The following is a 21,305-nucleotide window of genomic DNA, read 5'->3' as shown; positions in this document are numbered from 1 at the left end:
TAGTGGTATAATTATTATAAAGTATATTCGGATAGTTTTGTTATTAAAAGAGGTGAAATAATATGGCAGTTGCAGATAAAGATGAACATATAAAATACACATATAAAGATTATTTGAGCTGGACTAATGATGAGAGATGGGAGCTTATAGAAGGAGTTCCGTATAATATGAGTCCATCACCGACGCGGAAGCATCAGAAAGTTGTAGGAGAATTATTTGCCTCTATCCATAATTATCTAAAAGGAAAGGCTTGTGAAGTTTACAGCGCTCCATTTGATGTAAGATTGTTTGCTGAAAATGTTAGCGATGATGATGTGACAAATGTAGTTCAGCCTGACATAGTGATAGTGTGTGATCCAAGTAAGCTGGATGATAAAGGCTGTAAAGGAAGTCCAGATATGATTATAGAGGTAGTTTCTCCTTCAACATTAAAGAGAGACTTAAAGGAAAAATTCTATTTGTACGAAAAAGCAGGGGTAAAAGAGTATTGGATCGTATTTCCTGATGAAAAAACTGTATTGTCTTACTATTTAGGTGAAGATGGCAAATACAAAAGACCTGAAGTGTATTCAGAAGAAGACAATATAAAGTTTAGGATTTTTGAATCATTTGAAATTGAATTGAAGGATATCTTTCAAAATTAAATGGCAAGGTGTGATTTTTGTGAAGAATATATATAATGATAAAAAAATGAAACAAATGCTTGCTGATATTGAGAAAAGAATGAGAGATTTATTTTATCAGAAACTCGATGCGATTATTTTGTATGGTTCTTATGCTCGTGGAGATTTTACGTGCGATTCTGATGTAGATATTATGGTGTTAGTTGATGAAAAAGAAGAAGATCTGAGAAAGTATGATGATAAAATAACGGATATTATGGTTGATTTATCATTAAAGTACAATATTGTCGTTTCATTGTACTTTCAAAATGTTAAGACTTATAATAAGTACGTTGAGATGCTTCCATTTTACAAAAATGTTCAGAAAGAAGGCATAAGAGTCTATGGATGATTTCAAAATGCAGTTGATTTTATTGACGCCATGTATGAATATGTTAAGAAAAAGTTGTCTATATGATTGTACACTCATTTAAAAAAGCAATCAGCGTATGCTGGTTGCTTTTTTTCACACAGAAATCACACATTTTTTTAATTTTTTTGCAACATTTAAGTCTTATAATTTTTTATAGGCAGATTAAAAAGAAAAGGAGAAAAGGCGATGGGTAAAAAGGTGGTAAAATACAGCTTGGCATTTGTCTTGGCTTTGTCTGTGATTCTAAATGTGTACTCACTGTACCATTACAGTGGAAGTACAGAAGGTTTTAGAGGGAATTTTCAGCACAGTTTCACACAAGGCAGCACAAATAGAAGTTGGGGCAGCGGAAACACAAATCAAGGTGTTTGGCAAAGAGGCAACTTTCCTCAAGGAAATGCACAAAGTGGGCAGTCCCAATGGCAGATGCCTCGCAGTAGAGGAGATTTTGGGGGATTTAGGGAAACATCATCAAAGTACGGCGTGTATATAATGGCATACGCAGCAATCGTGTTTTTGCTGTTTATTTTAAGCTACTATGCTTTGAAGAATAAAAAATTTAAGATTGACTTGCAAAGCGACAAATTCACAATAATAGCACTATTTTTGATAGGATTTTTTATGCGGCTTTACATAGCTGCAACAATTGAAGGTTTTTCAGGCGATATAGGGCTTTTTAGAAGCTGGGCACAGTCAGCATCGCAGGACATATTAAACTTTTATAAAAATACTCCAAGATGTGATTACCCACCACTTTACATCTACGTGCTTTACTTAATAGGCAAAGTAGCCTCAATCGGAAATCTATCGCATTACTACAATGTGATTTTAAAGCTTCCATCGATTTTAGCTGATATTGCATCGTCGTACATCATATACAAAATAGCAAATAAGCATTTTACAAAAAGCATAAGTGCATTCATATCAGCTTTGTACATCTTCAATCCGGCCGTATTTATAAATTCATCTGCGTGGGGACAGGTAGACTCGTTTTTTACGATGCTGGTGATAATAGCGGTGTACTTTTTGTCAGAGAAAAAGATTGGGCTTTCATCAGTGTTTTTCACCGGGGCGGTGCTTATGAAGCCACAGGGAATCATATTTGCGCCGGTCTTGTTTTTCGAGATTGTAAATGAGAGGAGTTTAAAAAATTTCTTAAAGGCTTTTGTGGCGTCGCTGATTACGGCGGTTATAGTCTTAGTGCCGTTTGCCATAGGTCAAGATCCTTTGTGGATATTTAAGCTGTATGAAAAGACCATTTCAGAGTATCCATACGCATCTGTAAATGGCTTCAATTTCTACGGATTGCTGGGAGCAAACTATGTGAATTCAAGCTTAAAATTGTTTGTATTCAGCTACAGCACATGGGGATTTATATTCATAGTTTTAACGACGGCATTTTCGTGGTTTATATACATTAAAGGAAAAAGCAGCAAATTGTCATTTTTATCAGCTTTAATTCAGATCGCAGGTGTATTTACATTTTCAACAGGGATGCATGAGAGATACCTTTTTCCTGCTGTAGCACTGGCGATAATAGCATTCTTGTATATAAAAGATATAAGGCTTTTTGGGCTCTTTGTCGGTTTCAGCATAACAAGCTTTTTAAATATGTACTACGTCATGTTTGGAAGCTTAAGAAATTCTTTTGGGTTTATACCTATGATAGTTTCGTTGGTAAATGTAGTGATGGCAGTCTATCTTGTAAAAGTATCTTATGATGTGGCTGTATTAAATAAGATCCACATTGTTGATGAAGGCATGGAATCACACGAAATTCACACAACTATTTGAAACTTATAAGATATTTTAAGGGTATATTGAGATAACAAGAAATTAGAGTGGAATTGTGGATTTATAATATGAAAAATTTATCAAAAGCGAACGATTAATGAAGCTTTCACAATATATCACGATGAATGTAGCGCAGTTTGGCGTATGAGCGAAAGCGAAAGCCGTCACAGCGCATAGACGGCGTTAGCCAAACAAGCGGAATGAATCGATGATATATGTGATAAGCGGAATTTGTGAGTGTTGATAAATTTTTCAAAATTTATATTAATTAACTTACAGCAAAAAAGGATTGGAGGATGAACCATGAAAAGATTGAAGTTTAACAAAGATTCTATTGGTTTGTATTTAATTTTACTATTATCAGCAATATTAAATTTTACCAATTTAAGCATCGAAGGGTATGCAAATCAGTATTACGCTGCAGGCGTAAAAAGCATGACTATGAGCCTTAAAAATTTTTTCTTTGTATCATACGACCCTGCAGGATTTGTCACGATAGACAAGCCTCCATTGGGATTTTGGATACAGACCATTTTTGCTAAAATATTTGGCTTTAGCGGAATAAGCATATTGCTGCCACAGGCCATAGCAGGTGTAATATCAGTAGCCTTAATATACGTCCTCGTTAAAAGGTATTTTGGCAAGGCAGCAGGGCTTATAGCTGCATTGGTTTTGGCCACAACACCTGTATTCGTGGCAGACAGCAGAAATAATACGATTGACAATATGTTGCTTATGACCCTTTTGTTTGCAGTTTTAGCCCTTATGAAAGCCTTAGATACAGGTAAACTTAAGTATTTGCTATTAAGCTTATTTTTAGTAGGCGTTGGCTTCAATGTAAAGATGCTGGAAGCTTATATGATAATTCCGGCAGTGTATATAACATACGTTTTAGCGTCAAAGATAAGTTTTAAGAAAAGGATAGGCTATTTGTCATTAGCTACCGTTGTTTTACTTATTGTATCTCTTTCATGGGCCATCATTGTTGACATGACTCCTCAAAGCATGAGACCTTATGTAGGCAGCAGCACAGACAACTCGGAGTTAGAGCTCATAATAGGTCACAATGGGCTTGAAAGGCTTGGCCTTGGCAGAAATACAGGTTTTGGAGGCGGATTTGGCGGCCGCGTAGGAAATTTCAATGGCGGAGAATTCCGTAGAAACTTTGGAGATTTCAACGGTCAATTTAATAGGCAGTCTAATCAAGGCACGTCACAATTAAGTACGTCAGTAGATACGGTATCAAGCGCTACTAAGAATGGCAGTAGTTCAAATGCCACTCAAAATACACCACCTGCAAACCAAGGTAATTTCCCAAGGTTTAATGGGCAAAATGCGCCAAATCCAAATTTTGCAGGCGGCAATTTTGGAAGGTCAAATGGCAATAGAGGCGGCATGGGCGGCATGTTCGGCGGAGACGAAAAAGCCAGCGTATTGAGGCTTTTTTCAAACAACAGCCTGTCTGATCAGATAATATGGCTTTTCCCGATGGCTATTTTCGGATTTTTAGCAGAACTTTTAAGAAAAAGGCTTAAAAGGCCATTTGATGACGGTAGGAAGCTTTCTCTGATACTGTGGATTTCATGGCTTGTACCTGTGTTTATATACTTCAGTTTTACCACAGGCATGTTCCATCCGTACTATTTGACGATGATGGCACCTCCTATAGCGGCACTTACAGGCATAGGCATCGTTTCAATGTGGGAGATGTACCAAGAAGGCGGTGCAAAGTCATGGCTTTTGCCTCTATCACTTGTGGCTGACGGCTTGGTGGAGCTTCTAATATTGTACTACCACTACAATACGTCTAATCTTACGAAGTACATCATGTTATCTGTTGCAGTGCTTTCTATCGGTTCGGCAGTAGTCTTGTCATTGATGATTTTTGCTAAAAATGGCGGATTTAAAGTCAAAAAGGCTATGCTTACAGTAGGTGTAATAGGGCTTTTGATAGCGCCTACTATCTGGTCGGCTACGACGCTGTTTTATCCTATGAATGGCACAATGCCGTCTGCCGGATTAGAGCTTTCTACAGGTAGAAATAGGTTTGATTTCGGAGGTGGAGATATAAATAGCAGTACAAATTCAAAGCTTATAAGCTTCCTTGAGAAAAACAAAGGCAGCGCAAAGTACCTTTTAGTCGTATCATCATCACAAAGCGCAGATAGCATAATCATAAAGACAGGTGAACCTGTGATGGCATTGGGTGGTTTTTCAGGATCTGACAATATTTTGACACTGAGTCAATTTAAAGAGCTTGTGAAAAAAGGAGAAGTAAGGTACGTGATGACAGGAGGAATGGGCAGAGGTTCCAACAGCGAGATAATGAACTGGGTAAGAGAAAATGGGAAGCTTGTGCCGACAAGCGAGTGGAGCAGCTCAAATTCTACCCAAAGCGGCAATGGCTTCGGAGGATTTGGCAGAGATTTTGGAGAACTTTATGATCTTAAAGGTGTCAATGTCAACTGACATTGGCACTTGGACATAAATATTTTGGGAAGAAGGGATAGATATGTCTCATATAAGATATTCTGTTGTGGTACCTGTGTACAACGAAGAACTTCTTATCGAAGAATCGTACAGGCGGCTTAAAAAAGTCATGGACTCAACTGATGAGACTTACGAGCTTATATTTGTAGACGATGGAAGCCATGACAAATCAGCGGAGATTTTAAGTAGGATAAGCATGAGTGATAAAAACGTGAAACTTATAAGCTTTTCGAGAAATTTTGGGCATCAGACAGCCATAACAGCCGGCATGGACAATGCCAAAGGTGATGCTGTCGTTGTCATCGATGCGGATCTGCAAGATCCACCTGAAGTGATACTGAAGATGATCGAGAAGTGGAAAGAAGGATACGATGTCGTGTACGGCAAAAGGGCAGAGAGAAAAGGGGAGTCATTCTTTAAGCTCTTTACAGCGAGGGTTTTCTACAGATTGCTAAAAAGCCTTACAAATGTAGACATACCTGTTGATACAGGGGACTTCAGACTTATTGACAGAAAAGTCTGTGATGTGATGAATTCTCTTAATTCCATAAAGGAAAAAAACAGGTATATAAGAGGGCTTGTAAGCTGGGTAGGATTTAAGCAGATAGGCGTAGAATACGTAAGAGATCCGAGGCTTGCAGGTGAAACAAAGTACACGCTTAAAAAGATGCTTAAGCTGGCCATGGATGGTATAACGTCATTTTCTTACGCTCCGCTTAAATTGCCTTTGAACTTGGGCATTTTCCTGTTAGCTGCAGGTTTTGTTTACTTGATTGTGGAGCTTGTCTTAAAAGTCGCAGGAGTAGATGTGTCGATGGAGAATACAGTCATAGCTATAAATATGATCTTATTTGGTCTAAACTTTTCGGTCTTAGGGGCATTTGGAGAGTATATCGGAAGGATATACGACGAGGTAAGGGATAGACCATTGTACATCATAGCGAGAAAGGTGGGGTTTGATGATGGAAAGACAGGAGAAAGGATGGAATAACAAGGCAGGATTTGTGCAGTTTATAAAGTTTAATCTGGTAGGCATAGTAAATACTTTGGTGGATTTTTCGGTCTTTACCGTCCTTACGTTTTTTGGGATGTACTACATGGCAGCGCAGGTAATATCTTATAGCTGTGGCGTTGTAAACAGCTTTATCATGAATAAGTATTGGACATTTGGCGACAAATCAACTCCGCATGGATACGAAGTATTCAAATTTATCGCTGTAAATGGTGTGTCATTAGCGGTATCTCTTTCTATCCTGTATCCATTAAAACCCATTTTAGGCGTGATTTCTGCCAAAGTGATTGCCACATTGTTTTCAATGATGATAAACTTTGTAGGCAGCAAACTTTGGGTGTTTAAGAAGGCATAACGTAGATTCTTATGTAAAAATGAGGAAAAATTTATTTATGTGATAAATTTATGATATAATGTAATGTGTACTAATGTGATGGGAGTTGAATAAATTGCCAAATGTCATTGTCATCATTCCGGCTTACAACGAGGAGAAGACCATCGACAGCGTCATCAACAATATAAAGTTAACAAATAAAAATGTAGATATACTCGTTGTTAATGACGGTTCCAGCGATAAGACATCTCTTATTGCTAAAAACAATGGTGTCACAGTCATAGATCTCCCTTTTAACCTTGGAATCGGTGGATGTATGCAGACAGGATATAAGTATGCTTATAAGTACGGCTACGACATAGCGATACAGATTGACGCAGATGGGCAGCATGATGCAAGATTCATAGATAAGCTTATAAAGCCCATATTAGAAGATAAGGCTGATCTTGTGATAGGGTCAAGGTATGTTTCAAAGACCAATTACAAGGGATCGTATCTGAGGCGGACAGGTTCATACTTCTTTACGCTTTTATTAAAAGCTCTGACAGGCAAAGCCATATATGATACCACATCAGGTTTTAGGGCAGCTAACAGGAAAGTCATCAAATACTTCAGCGAAAGCTATCCTCAAGATTACCCTGAAGTTGAGGTGGTAGCAAGGCTTAGCAAAGGCGGGTTTAAAATTGTGGAAATACCTGTGGAGATGTATGAGAGATTAGGTGGACGATCTTCTATCAATTTTAGACGTTCAATTTATTACATGGTAAAGGTGACGCTGGCGATACTGATAAATTGCATCAAAGTCAAAGAACAACAAAAAGCATAGGAGGTCTTTTTGTGTTTTTTAATGTCTACAGTTTTTCTTTAATTTTTAGCATACTGTTTTTAGTTATAATCATAGTTGAGATAAAAAAAGGCAATCTTTTAGAGAAGTACAGCTTATTTTGGATATTTTTTTCTATAGTGATGATTGTAATATCAGCTAACTTGAGATTTTTAAATCTTTTAAGCCGTATGCTTCACATTTATTATGCTCCGTCTGTCCTGTTTCTCTTAGGACTTTTATTTATCATCTCATACTGTTTTCATCTTACGTTGATAATATCTAAACAGACGGAAAGCATTGTTAAACTGACGCAGGAAGTGGCCATATTAAAGAATATGGTAGAAAATGTAAGCAGAGATGTAGAAGGAGGCAAAGGCGATTGATATACGTACTTGTTTTAGTGAATGTTTTGCTTTTGGTGACAGGGCAAGTGCTTTGGAAAATAGGCATTGGAAGTGCCAGTAGTTTTAAAAGCGTACTTATGTCACTTACGTCACCGTACGTCATAAGCGGGATAATAATATATGCATTGGCTACTGTCCTGTGGCTGTATATTCTTGCAAAAGGAAAGTTCAGCATCGTCTATCCTTTGCAGAGCACCGCTTATGCTTTAGGAGTATTTGTGGCGTGGCTCGTATTTAAAGAGACTATACCAATGACAAGGTGGATTGGCGTAGTTCTCATCTTCGCAGGTGCATCGTTGATTGCATTAAGATAGGAGGTAATCATGGATATCAAACTGAAGCTTAGCTCAAAGAAGTTTTTTGTCGCTGTTTCATTGATTGCTGTTTTGGCTATTGCTTTGTATTTGAGATTCCTCTTTGTCTACAAGGTAATTCAGCCGCCTCTTTCAGGCGATGCCATGAATTACGACATAATGGTGAAACAGTTTTTGACAAAAGGCTTCTTAGGTTATATGTCGGACATTCCGAATGCTTATGTGACACCGGGGTATCCTTTATTTCTTGCTTTAATCTACAAGATTTTTGGCTTTTCTAATGGTAGTCCGCTTCAAGCTGTAAGGATCGTGCAAAGTGTATTAAGCGTATTGACGGTTTTACTTATTTTCTTAATAGGTAGAGAAATCAAAAATAACAAAGTAGGGCTTATGGCTGCCTCAATATCAGCACTTTATCCTACATTCGTCTGGGCATCTACGCTAATTCTTACAGAGACGGTGTATACTTTTGTTTTCATGGTGTATTTGTATTTGCAGATTATTGCGCTTAAAAGACCTAAAGCGTATATAAATGTTTTAACAGGTATCTCATTTGGCTTGGCAATCTTAATAAGACCTGCTGCAGCACCGCTTATAGTGATACCTTACATTTTAATGTACATTCAAAATAGAGATCTAAATTACACTGCAAGAAACTTTTTGCAGGTTTTAATCGGGTTTATAGTGGTCATGATGCCTTGGTGGATTAGAAATATTGTCACGCTTCACAAGCTTATTTTATTTGCAACTCAAACTTGGAATCCTATGTTGGGAGGCGCTTTCCCATTCTTCAATGGAATTGAACATGTTCCTCAGAACATTCGCTCCACTATGGATGTCATCAGATTCATCATAAAAGGTTTCGAAAAAAGCCCTATCTATTATTTTAAATGGTATACCATAGGCAAGTTCAATATAATTTTTGGCAGCATGTGGTATGATCTTGACCCGAAATATCAATACTTGCGAAATATATATCTTCTTCACAGTTTTGTGATGGCTATAGGTTGGCTTGGAACATTTTATTCTTTAAGAAAACGCGAAATACGTTTTATCGGCATATATGCCGTACTATTGACGCTTATTCAGCTTATGTTTATACCGACTAATAGATATGCGTATTCAATCATGCCGCTTCTCATAATTCTCGCATCTTATGTGATTGATAAGCTGCTATTTGAAAAAGGCATTTGATTATTGTCGAGTCCTTTTTCTTGACACTTCTAAAAGCTTTCTTTCCAGTTCATCTACGTCGTATTTCCTCTGCGGGTATGAATTGAAGTAGTTTCTTGGTGCCGTATTTGACGATGCGGCATCTTTTAGTATTGATTTGTCTTTTAAATAGTTTTGTATGACTTTCTCTAAAAACTTTGCTGGGTATTTTATGTCTTTTCCTTTCATGCGAGATATGCACAAATTCATTTCGTCATCTGTAAGATGGTACCTATTTTTAAGCAAATCTTTATCTATGTACTTAGGCGCATTTTCACCTTTTTGATGCATCATATCATTGATATGATTGATAGATATACTATAAGAATTAATATCTATCATATCATTCATATCTGATATGATCATATTGTCTTCACTTTTTGAAAGTGGAATGTTTTCAATGGTTTTAACTTCTTCTACCTTTTCACTATCTGAAATACGGTTTTCACTTTCTTTATCCATGCATTCATTTTTGTCGATATATGATATACCAGCGAAATCACCAGTTGTCATATTTTGCCAATCACAAAATTCGATTATTCTACCGTTTTCGCCATATTTGTATGTGATGCTTTCGATGGATGTATTTTGTCTTAATGTGTAGTATTTCTTTTGCCGCAATTTGTCCTCATTATCGACGTAGCACACCAAAAATCCATCTTTTATGGCATTTTTCAAGCTTTTGCTTATGATGCCTGTAGATAGACCTGTGCCACTGTCTATTCTTTTGCCATTTTCGTATTTTCCTTTCTGTATTTCATCGATAGTAAGCTTCACTGGAATACACTTTCCATTCTTTATTGTATGCTTTGCAATGTACATTATGATTTTTAACTGTGAACCGGATATTGAAGATAGACTTTCAAAAAAATTCTTTGGCACTATCCCGTATTCTTTCTCAAAATCATTTATCATTTTTAAACCCCCATTTTCATTTTTAAATAGATATGTCACACAAAATATTATTAGCGCTCACAAATTTTGTTTTCTATATATCAGCGATTCATTTCGCTTGTTTGGCTAACGCCGTCTATGCGTTGTGACGGCTTTCGCTTTCGCTCATACGCCAAACTGCGCTACATTCATCGTGATATATCACGAAAACGCCATTAATCGTTCGCTTATAATAATATTTTTCGAGTTACATTTATAATGTAGTAAAAAAGTGAAAATCTTATATATAGGCGATTGACAAAAAAACATTTTCAATGTATAATCATAATTAAGCAAAATCAATCAAAAAATATCATCTATTTTGAATGGATGTGATTGAATGTTTGGGGAAGAGCGCAGGATGAAGATAGCCGAGATACTAAGCAAGGATAAAAGCATTACAGTGTCTCAGCTTAGCGAAATCTTAGGCGTATCTGAGTCCACTATAAGACGAGATCTAAAGATGTTGGAGATTGACGGGTTTATACAGAGGACACATGGCGGCGCCATATTGAATACGCATACACACTACGAGCCGTCTTTTGTGGAAAAAGAGGATTACGAGCTTCCGTCAAAGATGCAGATTGGCAAGATGGCAGCTTCACTTATAGAGGAAGGCGATTCTGTAATCCTTGATGCCGGCACTACTACGTTGATGATTGCAAAATCACTTGAAGATATACATCTTACAGTTGTCACAAACTCTCCTATTATTGCTATAGAGCTTTCAAACCGCAACAATATTGAGCTTATAGTGACAGGTGGCATAGAGCGGTTAAACACAAAAGCGCTTGTTGGTCCTATAGCTGAGATGGTGATAAGAAATTTTAAGGTTGACAAAGCCTTTATTGGTGCTAATGCCATATCGTATGAGAATGGGCTTATGACACCAGATATTATAGAGGCAAACACGAAAAAGGCCATGATAGATGTATCAAATGAGGTTTACGCAGTTGTAGACCACACCAAGTTTGGGAAAAAGTCTTTTGTAAAATTTGCAGACTTAAGCGATATAACTGCCATTATAACCGATGACGAGCTGGACTACGAGATAGTTAGAAAGTACGAGCAAGCCAATGTGGATGTACTAAACTTTGGAAAGGATGTATTAGATGGTTACGACGGTGACGGTAAATCCGGCGATAGACAGGACGCTAATAGTAAATGATTTTAGATTAGGTGCAGTAAACAGGGTGTCAAGAACCATAATTGATGCAGGCGGGAAAGGCATAAATGTCGCAAAAAACTTAAAAAATTTAGGCTGTGACGTCAAGTGTTTAGGCTTTATGGGACCAAACGGCAAGTACGTCGAAAATGTCTTAAAGGAATCAGGGATTGACTGCAGGTTTGTCCAAATCAAAAGTGACATAAGGACAAACATAAAGATAGTTGATGAGATTAACCATACTTATACTGATATAAACGAAGCTGGTCCAGATGTTTCTCAGGATGAAATAGAAAAGCTAATTTCGAGCATAAATGAGCATGCTGATTTATCGGATGTGATTGTTTTATCAGGAAGCTTGCTTCCTAATATGGAGGAGGATTTTTATAGACAAATAATTGAGAAGGTCAACGAAAAAGGCGCAAAAGTCATACTGGATGCTGACGGAGATGCTTTAAAGCTTGGCATAGAAGGAAAGCCATACATGATAAAGCCCAATATCCATGAACTTCGAAGGGTATCAAAGAAAAATCTTGAAAGTGTTGATGAGATTATTGAAGAAGGCGTGAGAATAATTGAAAGTGGAATTTCAATTGTGGCAGTATCGATGGGCGGCAGTGGAAGCATCGTGGTGACCAAAGAGAGGGCGTATAAAGTAAGACCGATAAAGGTTCAAGTGAAAGGGACGGTAGGAGCTGGAGATGCCTACGTGGCAGGTTTTGCCTATGGACTAAGCGAGAATCTTCCTGTAGAAGACACTATGAAGATAGCATCATCTGCGTCTACATCCGTTATCATGAGGGAAGGCACTAAGGCATGTTCTTTAAAAGATGTGGAAGAACTTAAGAAAAAGGTTGAAATTGAAGTAATAGAAAGGTGATAAACGATGATTGAAGAGATGCTTGACAAAGACATGATGATATTCGATTTGAAATCGAAAGATAAATTATCTGTGCTAAAAGAGCTTATAAGGCCATTGGCAGAAAAAGGAGCCATTGAGGACGAAGGAAAGTTTTTGGAGGTAGTGCTAAAAAGGGAAGAGGAGTACTCCACAGGCATTGGAATGGGTGTTGCAATACCGCATGGGAAAAGCAGCTTAGTGAAAAAGGCGTCATTAGTTTTTGGAAAGTCGAAAGATGGAATAGACTATAATTCCATGGATGGGAAACCAGCATATCTGTTCTTTCTTATTGCAGCACCTGAGGATTCTGACAATTTGCATCTTAAGATTTTAGCTAAGCTTTCAAGGTCATTGATGCATGAGGAGGTGAGAGATGAACTAAATAAGGCTGAGACTTACGAGGATGTCATAAATGCTTTCAAAAAATATGAGTAAGGGGGATTTTTGATGAAAAAGATTGTTGCCATTACTGCATGCCCTACAGGTATAGCCCATACCTATATGGCTGCAGAGAACTTAGAAATGGCAGGTAAAGAGCTTAATGTGGCTATAAAAGTGGAGACACAAGGGTCTATAGGGGCAGAAAATCAATTGACAGAAAACGACATAAATGAAGCGGATGCAGTCATAATTGCTGCTGCGACAAAAGTCGACAAGTCCCGCTTCGAAGGTAAACCTATACTGGAAGTTCCGGTTGAGGAAGCTATAAAAAATCCAAAAGAATTGATCGAAAAAGCGTTGAAGATGGAAAAACCGAAAAACTACGTAGAAAAAGTGGAAAAGATTCATGAAGAAAGGGCCAGCCAAAGGACAGGCGCTTACAAGCATTTGATGACAGGTGTATCCTACATGATTCCATTTGTCGTCGCTGGTGGTATATCCATAGCACTTTCATTCCTATGGGGCTACAAAGCATTCCAGGTACCGGGTACATTGCCTGCTGCATTGATGCAAATCGGCGGTGGCTCTGCATTCGCACTTATGGTTCCGATACTTTCGGGATTTTTGGCTTATTCTATAGCAGATAGACCTGGACTTGTACCGGGTATGGTAGGAGGTATGTTGGCAGTATCAACTGGTGCAGGATTTTTAGGCGGCATCATATCTGGTTTTCTCGCTGGTTATACAGTCTACTACCTGAAAAAGACCATAAAATTGCCTAAGACGATGGAAGGTTTAATGCCAGTCCTTATACTGCCTGTATTATCGACGCTTATCGTAGGTCTTCTCATGATATACGTTGTTGGTACACCTATGAAGACCATAATGACAGGTCTTACAAATTGGCTTAAGGGAATGAGCTCCACAAATGCAGTCATATTTGGCGCGCTATTAGGACTTATGATGGCATTTGACATGGGTGGCCCTGTCAACAAGACAGCATACACATTTGCAACAGGTCTTTTGGCGTCGAATGTGTTTATGCCTATGGCTGCGGTTATGGCTGCAGGAATGACGCCGCCTTTAGGTTTAGCGCTTGCAACAATCATATTTAAAAATAGATTTACGAAAGAAGAGAGAGAAGCAGGCAAAGCAGCATGGGTTTTAGGTGCATCATTTATAACAGAAGGCGCTATACCGTTTGCTGCAGCAGATCCATTTAGAGTAATACCTTCCATTATGGTAGGATCCGCGGTTACAGGCGCACTTTCCATGTTGTTCCATATAGAACTTAGAGCGCCTCATGGCGGGATATTCGTAATACCAATCGCTGTATCAAATCCGCTCTTATACATTTTTGCTATACTTGTAGGTATGGTTGTGACAGCCTTCATGATAGGGCTTTTGAAAAAGAAAGTATCGTGATTGATATAAAACATCGCTCCAAAATATGGGGCGATGTTTTATTGTTATTGACATTTGGTGTGAGAAGATATATAATTAAATACAAGGAAAGTGTTCACGTTAACAATTAATTAGATACAGTTACATAAGAAGCTGAATAAGACGATTCGACCTAAAATATGTAAATCTAATGATTTTAACATTATATTATTATTTATTCATGGTATTATTTGTCGTTGTTTTTATGTTGCTTTGCGAAATTTCTAAATCTTTGCATTTTTCACGAGAATTTTTAGCAACCAAAATTGTTAACGTGTGCATAAATTTAGCAGTCTTGCAATAGGCTTTACAAGTGTGTCTAAAAAACTTCTTTCGCACAATTTTGTTAAATGATGTCAATTTTAAAAGTGGGAGGTGAAAAGGTTTATAAGTATATTTGGTAAATTAAAATGATTGAAAAATCAATATCATGTTTTAGGAGGGGAAATGATGGGTATAGGAAAGAAACTCAATAGCTTCATTTCATTTTTATTGGCATTTTTAATGGTCTTTACAATGCCAATGAGTAAAGCATTTGCAGACACCACTTCTTCTGGACCGGCTGCACCTGTTGATCTTCAAGTCTTATCAGGTTCTGTAACCGATACAGGTTTTACGCTTGTTTGGCATAAACCAGACAATTACAGTGATATTACCGACTACAAGATTACTGTAAGCGATAGTGTATATGAACAAGTGTACTATGCAAGTGAGAATCAAACAGTGGCAAGTCCATATATTAAGCAATTTTACGATAATAATGTAGGAGATTTAAAGGATGACAGTGGAAATACTGTGATGAGTGCATATAAGATTTCTATGCATTCATTTGTGCTTACAGGGCTTAAGCCTGATACGCTGTATACGATTCAAGTACAATCTGTAGATGCTAATGGCAATACATCAACGCCAGTTACAATAACTCAAAGCACTGCGCCTTCAATACCGAGTGAAAACATCATAAATATAGAGTCAACAGGCGCTATAGGTGATGGCGTGCTGGCGGACGATGTAAATGGAATACCGTCATCAGGTACTTTAAATACGGCAGCAATACAAAAGGCGATTGACGAATGTCCAGACGGTGGCGTTGTATTGGTGCCTGCAGGGAAAATATTTGTCACAGGACCTATACATCTTAAAAGCAATATGACACTTGATGTAGAAGGTACGCTTTTAGGTACCACAGATCCAAACCAATATCCAAATCCATACGATACTGATACGAGCCAAGTAGGACAGAAGTCAGCGCCTCTTATTTCTACAGTCAGCACGGATGTGTACGGTAATACGATACAGTATCAAAATATAAGGATTGTAGGACATGGCGTGATAAACGGCAATGGATGGGCGCAAGTTTCCAGCAAAGATACCAGCGTGCCTATTGATGATCAGTTTGATCAGTATCAAAAGGGAAATAGCAGCAACATATCGACTACTGCGAAAAACCACCTTGCCTTAAATCAGTTTAATAAATATTCATCTCAAGGTACCAGCAATGCCTATGCTACAAGGTCTAACTTGATGGTATTTAACAATGTCAATGGGCTTTACATCGGTGACGGGCTTACGGTGGCAAATCCGTCTTTCCATACAATATCTGTCACGAATTCGCAGAATGTTGTTTTAAACCAATTGATTGCCTCAACTTATGACTGCAATAATGGCGATGGCATAGATTTTGGCAACAGCACAGGTTTGACTGTCGTAAATTCTGTATTCAATACAGGGGATGACGATGTCAACTTCGATGCAGGCGTTGGACTTTCAGGTGAACAAAACCCTCCAACGGGAGATGCATGGGTGTTTGACAACTACTTTGGCAGAGGACATGGTGTAATAGCTATGGGCAGTCATACTGCAGCGTGGATCCAGAACATTTTAGCTGAGGATAACGTCATAAATGGAACCGCTATAGGGCTAAGAGGTAAATCTCAAAGCGGCAATGGAGGAGGCGCAAGAAATATTACATTTAGAGATAGTGCCCTTGCGTATATAACAGATAATGATGGTTCACCATTCTTGCTAACGGATGGATATTCAAGCGCATTGCCTACAGATACCAGCAATTGGGCTCCAGATGAACCGACATTCCACGATATTACGGTGGAAAATTGTACGGTAAATGGATCTAAAAAATACGCCATAATGTTCCAGGGTGCGCCGGATGGATTTGATTACAACATTACTTTCAACAATGTATTTTTCGGCGCTGGAACGTATCAGACGAAGATTTACTATTTGAAAAACAGTACATTCAATAATGTAGTTTTCTATGGCTCTACTCCTAATTATGATGGCGATAAGACGACTCCCGTAAATCCATGGCATCTTGTTCATTCAACTAATATACAGTTTACGGAAAATACTACACAGCCGCAGATTCCAGAGTGGCCATCAAATAGCACAGCTACAGTGTCGAATGTGACGTACGACAGTGCATCGATAACGTGGACAAGTGCAGTTACTGGCACTTATACAGGATATCAGCTTGTAGGTGCAGACGGCACCATATTAGGAAAGGCTGATGGAAACACTACGACTTACGACCTTACGGGACTTAATCCAGATACTCAGTATACAATAACTGTTGAAGCAACAGATGATCAAAACAATACTATTTTTGGACCAATAGTTACATTTACTACTGCCAAGGCAGATACTACAGGTCAGGAAGGTGGCGGAACGGAGACGATAGATTACAACAAGATAGATGTATGGGACTTTGGCGCGGAACAGTTAGATCCGACAAAATATAACAATAAATTAACGGTGGACATTATAAATAGCTTGTATCCAGGTGTTACTCCGGGAACATTAGGTGTTACAATAAATGGTTTTACGCTTAACAATGGAGAATTTGTCTTTAGCGATGGAGGAAAATTAAACACACACAGGCTAAGGACAATAAATACAAGTCTAACCCGGTATGACCCGAAATCTTTGAAAAGCAGTGATGGAAGTATAACTTATTCAGGGTATCTTTATTCAAATTCAAGTGCAAATCCTAATGTATATATAGGAGTTTACTTGCAAAAAGATGATATTGTGACTTTGGTAGTAGCATCAAACGGAAATCCTTCTACAATTGTTTTTCAGTCACCCAGCGGAAATGTTTCTACACAAGTCCATACTTTAGGTTCAAGTATTGCGAGTGTAATGACATTCTATGCATCTGAAGAAGGACTTTACAAGATATACTCTAAAGATGAAAAGCTTGTAGTGGCCAGAGTTTACAGACAGCATACAAGGCCAGTAACTGTCAGTGGCACAGTATCAGCTCCGTCAGATCTTTCGAATTATGGAATTACATTCACAAATAAAGAAAACGGAGAAGTTACAACGGCAGATGTTGTCAATGGGAAATACACAGTAACATTAAACGAGAATTATGATTATGACGTAAGCCTAAACAATGCCAATGGATACCTTATTACAAGTGCGAAAACACTGTCAATAGCAAATGGTGCTGGCGATCAGACGTTTGATGTCAGTGTAGAAAAGGCGTCTCTTGTAACATTGACAGGACATATTACAGGGCTCTCGCAGGATGCCCTGGCAAAGTTGAAACTAAACTTTGTATCTTCAAATATTTATGTGCCACAAATAAGTATATCAAGTGATGGCTCTTACACTGTTCAGCTTGAGACTGGTGTAACTTATACCTTAGATGCGGAAGGTGTTAATGATTATACCCTTAATGAAAATACAATAAGTGCGAATAGCGATGAAACGCATGATTTTGTGTTTACGCCAAAGCCTACTTATCAAATTACTGTAAATACAACAGGACTTGACGATTCTATAAAAAATAGTGCTACAATTACATTTACAAATATAAACGAGCCAGGCTATAGCTATACGTTTAATCTAACTGATAGCAACATTAGTTTAAGAGATGGGCAATATAAGATTAGCATAAAAGGAACAGGTGAATATCCGGTTGTATTAACTCCAACACCTGATTTAATAGTAAAAGATGCACCTAATACAGTTGATTTGAATTTTAAACCTATAACAAAATGGGATTTTGCTATGTATAACTCCATTGCATTGGGACCAGGCATTGAGGCGATTAATGGTTCTAACTACTATTTAGGTCTTAAGCTTTCAAGCAGTGGAGTCTCTGAAAATAATTATTATCTGCTGCTTTCCAAAGGCGGAACTATAGATGTTCCTGTAAAATCAGGAGACATAGTCTTTGTAAGTTACACAAGTAGTGCGGCATTTAATTTTAATAATGACGCTACTACAAATGTAGATGTCAACTTAGGAAGCACAAATCAAATTAAGACGGCTACTTATGTTGCACAAAGCGATGGATACGTGACTTTAACTGGTATTGCTGGCAATAATGCATCACAAACATATTTGACCAGTATCAGGGTTTATACTCCTGTTCCTTATAAAGAAACTATAACTGTAGGACCAAAAGATTGTGATTATACTTCAATTAGTGATGCGTTAGATGCTGTTAGAGCGATGTATCGTCCCAATAACGAAAGAGTTACTATTGAAGTTCAACCAGGTAATTACGAAGAGATGTTGGTCATAGATGTGCCCAATGTTACCATAAAAAATGCAAGCACACAACCAAGTATTAATTTAACAAATGAGGGCGTTGGAATTGACAAAAATGCAGTAAGAATAACTTCATATTATGGTACGGGGTATAGCTACTATAGCATGGGTCCAGATGGCAAGTATCATGCAGATTTATTAGCTGTAAATAAAGCAAACGGCTATTTGACATACCACAATCCAGGTGCAGGCACTACTAATGGAAGTTTCTGGAATGCAACAGTGGTTGTCTATGCTGATGGATTTGAGGCAGATGGGATAATATTTGAAAATTCATACAACCAATATATATCTGATAAAGAGGCTAATGATGTGGTAGTGCCTGATGTTGGCAATAAAGGCGTAAGACCTACAGATGCAGGTGACACTGCAGTCCAAAATAAATCGTTTGTAGAAAGAGCTGCTGCGCTTGCAATAGCTGATAATGCGAAACAAATTTACTTTAACAATTGTAGATTTGTTGGAAGACAAGATACACTATATGGTGGAAACAATTCAATAGCAGCATTTAATAAAAGCGTAATAATGGGTTCAACTGATTATATATTTGGACCTATGACAGCAGTTTTCTATAAGTGTCAGCTTGTTTTCAACACAAGCGATGCCAGCAACGATGTAGGGTATATTACCGCTGCTCAGCAATCATCTGGGAGAGGTTTCTTGATGTACAATTGTACTGTAACATCAACGACACCTGGTGTTGATACTGCATCTACAAAACATTCTAAACCTGGTTATTTTGGTAGACCTTGGCTGGCAAATACCAGTGAAGTTGTGTTTGATAAGACTATAATAGAACCTACTGATTATTCCGGAACTTTACAATCACTGATACAGCCAGCAGGGTGGCTTTCAACGCTCGGAGGAACATCGCCGAAGATGTATGAATATGATACTATGGAAGCCTTAGCAGGTACTGACAATACATCTCAAAGAGTTTCATGGGCTACAGTAATTAAGGATGGGAAATTGACAGACGGCACAGATATTTCCACTGCAGATAAGGCCATAACAGCATTTCTTGGAGATTGGATACCTTTTAATATAGATCCTCAAGACGATGTTGCGGTTATAGTAAATCCAAGCGATAATGGCAACAATGGTAATGGCACTACAGGTCAGGAAGGTGGAAACACTGGCGGCAGTACCGGCAATAGCGGCAGTAGCACAGGCAGTACAAATAATAACAGTGGAAGCAGCACAAGTAATATAAGCAACAATAGTGGTGCTGTAAGCAATACAATAGGTGTAATAACAAAGAATGGCAACATTATCACATTGACGCTTGATGCAGGAAAAGCTAAAGACTTGATAGTAAATTCAAAAGACAAGGAAGTCGTATTTGACATAACCACAATAGGCCAAGGACAACAGAAAGTCGTACAGATATCAAAAGATATTTTAGATACAAGTGCAGCTAACGGCAAAGACATCGTCATAAAATCAGACAACGCATCAATAACACTTACGAAAGATGCACTTAACCAAAACCAGATACAAAACGGTGTCAATGTATCAATAAAAGACAATGGAAAGCCTAATGTGACAAATTATGTGCCACTTTCTAATGTAGTAGACATAACGATAGGCAGTAGCAGTGGCAATGCAACATTGGCAAAACCAGTAGAAGTAACATTAAATATATCAAAAGCCAACGATCCAAGAAAAGTAGCAGTTTACTACTACAACCCAACAACAAATCAATGGGAATACGTGGGTGGAAAAGTAGACGTGTCATCTGGAACAATAACATTCAATGCGACGCACTTCTCACAATATGCGGCATTTGAGTACGACAAGACATTTAATGACATAAAAGACAATTGGGCGAAAGACGTAATAGAAGTATTAGCATCAAGGCACATAGTAGAAGGGATGACAGACAGCCAGTATGAACCAAACAAGACAGTAACGAGAGCAGAATTCACAGCAATGATACTAAGGCTATTAAACATAAAAGAAGAAGCCTACAATGGAGAATTTAGCGATGTAAAGAGTGGAGACTGGTATGCAAACGCAATAGAGGCAGCATACAAAGCAGGATTAATAGAAGGTGATGGAAAGAACGCAAGGCCAAATGACAGCATAACAAGAGAAGAGATGACAGCAATAGCCATGAGGGCATACGAGATGCTGACACAGTACAAAGAGGAAAACTTAGGTGCCACATCATTTAGCGATGACAAATCCATAAGCGACTGGGCAAGAAACGTAGTGGCAAACGCAGCGAAATTAGGAATAGTAAATGGAGAACCAAATAACGTATTTGCACCTAAAGGTGTAGCTACGAGAGCAGAAGCGGCGGCTATCATATACGGCTTATTGGAGAAAAGCGGAAACATATAATCATTTCAACTGCCAACACTTCTTAAGAAGCTGTTGGCAGTTAGCTTTTGTAAAGCATAGTTTAAATATTTGATATGATGTAATTAAATTAAAGGTTATTAATATATGAATGATTTTGATATAAAAATGATCAA

At 38.0% G+C, this 21,305-nt stretch carries 16 protein-coding genes; 15 read left to right on the top strand and 1 reads right to left on the bottom strand.

Features of this window, described 5'->3' with window-relative positions; translation table 11 throughout:
• Positions 1-62 precede the first annotated feature (62 nt).
• The 10 genes from ACZ42G_RS13025 to ACZ42G_RS12980 all read left to right on the top strand — a co-directional run bounded on the left by ACZ42G_RS13025 (position 63) and on the right by ACZ42G_RS12980 (position 9,403).
• The gene (locus tag ACZ42G_RS13025) at positions 63-644 is read left to right on the top strand and encodes a Uma2 family endonuclease (protein ID WP_013788968.1); all 582 of its coding nucleotides are present in this window, start codon (positions 63-65) and stop codon (positions 642-644) included.
• A 19-nt stretch (positions 645-663) separates the two neighbouring features.
• On the top strand, positions 664-1,014 hold the full coding sequence (locus ACZ42G_RS13020) for a nucleotidyltransferase domain-containing protein (protein WP_464850739.1): 351 nt from the start codon (positions 664-666) through the stop codon (positions 1,012-1,014).
• A 207-nt stretch (positions 1,015-1,221) separates the two neighbouring features.
• The gene (locus ACZ42G_RS13015) at positions 1,222-2,829 is read left to right on the top strand and encodes a hypothetical protein (RefSeq protein WP_464850737.1); all 1,608 of its coding nucleotides are present in this window, start codon (positions 1,222-1,224) and stop codon (positions 2,827-2,829) included.
• A 303-nt stretch (positions 2,830-3,132) separates the two neighbouring features.
• Positions 3,133-5,298, top strand: a complete 2,166-nt coding sequence (locus ACZ42G_RS13010) for a glycosyltransferase family 39 protein (RefSeq protein WP_464850735.1) — start codon at positions 3,133-3,135, stop codon at positions 5,296-5,298.
• 43 nt (positions 5,299-5,341) lie between these two features.
• Complete coding sequence (locus ACZ42G_RS13005; RefSeq protein ID WP_464850733.1) at positions 5,342-6,310, top strand: glycosyltransferase family 2 protein; 969 nt, start codon at positions 5,342-5,344, stop codon at positions 6,308-6,310.
• Positions 6,279-6,686, top strand: a complete 408-nt coding sequence (locus tag ACZ42G_RS13000; RefSeq protein WP_038068571.1) for a GtrA family protein — start codon at positions 6,279-6,281, stop codon at positions 6,684-6,686. Before ACZ42G_RS13005 ends, ACZ42G_RS13000 begins: the two co-directional genes overlap by 32 nt.
• A 94-nt stretch (positions 6,687-6,780) precedes the next feature.
• The gene (locus ACZ42G_RS12995) at positions 6,781-7,491 is read left to right on the top strand and encodes a glycosyltransferase family 2 protein (RefSeq protein WP_464850731.1); all 711 of its coding nucleotides are present in this window, start codon (positions 6,781-6,783) and stop codon (positions 7,489-7,491) included.
• 11 nt (positions 7,492-7,502) lie between these two features.
• Positions 7,503-7,874, top strand: a complete 372-nt coding sequence (locus tag ACZ42G_RS12990) for a DUF2304 domain-containing protein (protein ID WP_464850729.1) — start codon at positions 7,503-7,505, stop codon at positions 7,872-7,874.
• Entirely contained in the window at positions 7,871-8,209 is a 339-nt protein-coding gene (locus ACZ42G_RS12985; RefSeq protein ID WP_464850727.1) for an EamA family transporter, read from the top strand. Before ACZ42G_RS12990 ends, ACZ42G_RS12985 begins: the two co-directional genes overlap by 4 nt.
• A gap of 9 nt (positions 8,210-8,218) precedes the next feature.
• Complete coding sequence (locus ACZ42G_RS12980; RefSeq protein ID WP_464850725.1) at positions 8,219-9,403, top strand: ArnT family glycosyltransferase; 1,185 nt, start codon at positions 8,219-8,221, stop codon at positions 9,401-9,403.
• On the opposite strand, the gene ACZ42G_RS12975 is transcribed toward ACZ42G_RS12980, so the two are convergent.
• Positions 9,404-10,336, bottom strand: coding sequence for a hypothetical protein (locus tag ACZ42G_RS12975; protein ID WP_464850723.1), 933 nt, complete (start codon positions 10,334-10,336; stop codon positions 9,404-9,406).
• 358 nt (positions 10,337-10,694) lie between these two features.
• On the opposite strand from ACZ42G_RS12975, the gene ACZ42G_RS12970 reads away from it, so the two are divergent.
• From ACZ42G_RS12970 to ACZ42G_RS12950, 5 genes are all read left to right on the top strand, one after another.
• Positions 10,695-11,522, top strand: a complete 828-nt coding sequence (locus tag ACZ42G_RS12970; RefSeq protein WP_014757300.1) for a DeoR/GlpR family DNA-binding transcription regulator — start codon at positions 10,695-10,697, stop codon at positions 11,520-11,522.
• Complete coding sequence (pfkB, locus tag ACZ42G_RS12965; RefSeq protein WP_464850721.1) at positions 11,467-12,399, top strand: 1-phosphofructokinase; 933 nt, start codon at positions 11,467-11,469, stop codon at positions 12,397-12,399. Before ACZ42G_RS12970 ends, pfkB begins: the two co-directional genes overlap by 56 nt.
• A 6-nt stretch (positions 12,400-12,405) precedes the next feature.
• Positions 12,406-12,855, top strand: a complete 450-nt coding sequence (locus ACZ42G_RS12960; RefSeq protein ID WP_464850720.1) for a PTS sugar transporter subunit IIA — start codon at positions 12,406-12,408, stop codon at positions 12,853-12,855.
• Between the two features lie 12 nt (positions 12,856-12,867).
• Positions 12,868-14,226 (top strand): PTS fructose transporter subunit IIC, encoded by a 1,359-nt coding sequence (locus ACZ42G_RS12955; RefSeq protein WP_464850718.1) that lies wholly within the window; start codon positions 12,868-12,870, stop codon positions 14,224-14,226.
• Between the two features lie 468 nt (positions 14,227-14,694).
• The gene (locus ACZ42G_RS12950; RefSeq protein WP_464850716.1) at positions 14,695-21,171 is read left to right on the top strand and encodes a pectinesterase family protein; all 6,477 of its coding nucleotides are present in this window, start codon (positions 14,695-14,697) and stop codon (positions 21,169-21,171) included.
• The last annotated feature ends 134 nt before the right edge of the window (positions 21,172-21,305 follow it).

This window comes from Thermoanaerobacterium calidifontis, from assembly GCF_055381745.1.
The sequence above is the reverse complement of the archived record's forward strand: the minus strand, read 5'-3'. Positions and strand labels throughout refer to the sequence as shown.

Coding starts and splice junctions, on each gene's coding strand:
- ACZ42G_RS12980 (WP_464850725.1), top strand. CDS start 8,219: ATGGATATCAAACTGAAGCTTAGCTCAAAGAAGTTTTTTGTCGCTGTT.
- ACZ42G_RS12955 (WP_464850718.1), top strand. CDS start 12,868: ATGAAAAAGATTGTTGCCATTACTGCATGCCCTACAGGTATAGCCCAT.
- ACZ42G_RS12950 (WP_464850716.1), top strand. CDS start 14,695: ATGGGTATAGGAAAGAAACTCAATAGCTTCATTTCATTTTTATTGGCA.
- pfkB (WP_464850721.1), top strand. CDS start 11,467: ATGGTTACGACGGTGACGGTAAATCCGGCGATAGACAGGACGCTAATA.
- ACZ42G_RS12970 (WP_014757300.1), top strand. CDS start 10,695: ATGTTTGGGGAAGAGCGCAGGATGAAGATAGCCGAGATACTAAGCAAG.
- ACZ42G_RS13015 (WP_464850737.1), top strand. CDS start 1,222: ATGGGTAAAAAGGTGGTAAAATACAGCTTGGCATTTGTCTTGGCTTTG.
- ACZ42G_RS13000 (WP_038068571.1), top strand. CDS start 6,279: ATGATGGAAAGACAGGAGAAAGGATGGAATAACAAGGCAGGATTTGTG.
- ACZ42G_RS12975 (WP_464850723.1), bottom strand. CDS start 10,336: ATGATAAATGATTTTGAGAAAGAATACGGGATAGTGCCAAAGAATTTT.
- ACZ42G_RS13005 (WP_464850733.1), top strand. CDS start 5,342: ATGTCTCATATAAGATATTCTGTTGTGGTACCTGTGTACAACGAAGAA.
- ACZ42G_RS13010 (WP_464850735.1), top strand. CDS start 3,133: ATGAAAAGATTGAAGTTTAACAAAGATTCTATTGGTTTGTATTTAATT.
- ACZ42G_RS12960 (WP_464850720.1), top strand. CDS start 12,406: ATGATTGAAGAGATGCTTGACAAAGACATGATGATATTCGATTTGAAA.
- ACZ42G_RS13025 (WP_013788968.1), top strand. CDS start 63: ATGGCAGTTGCAGATAAAGATGAACATATAAAATACACATATAAAGAT.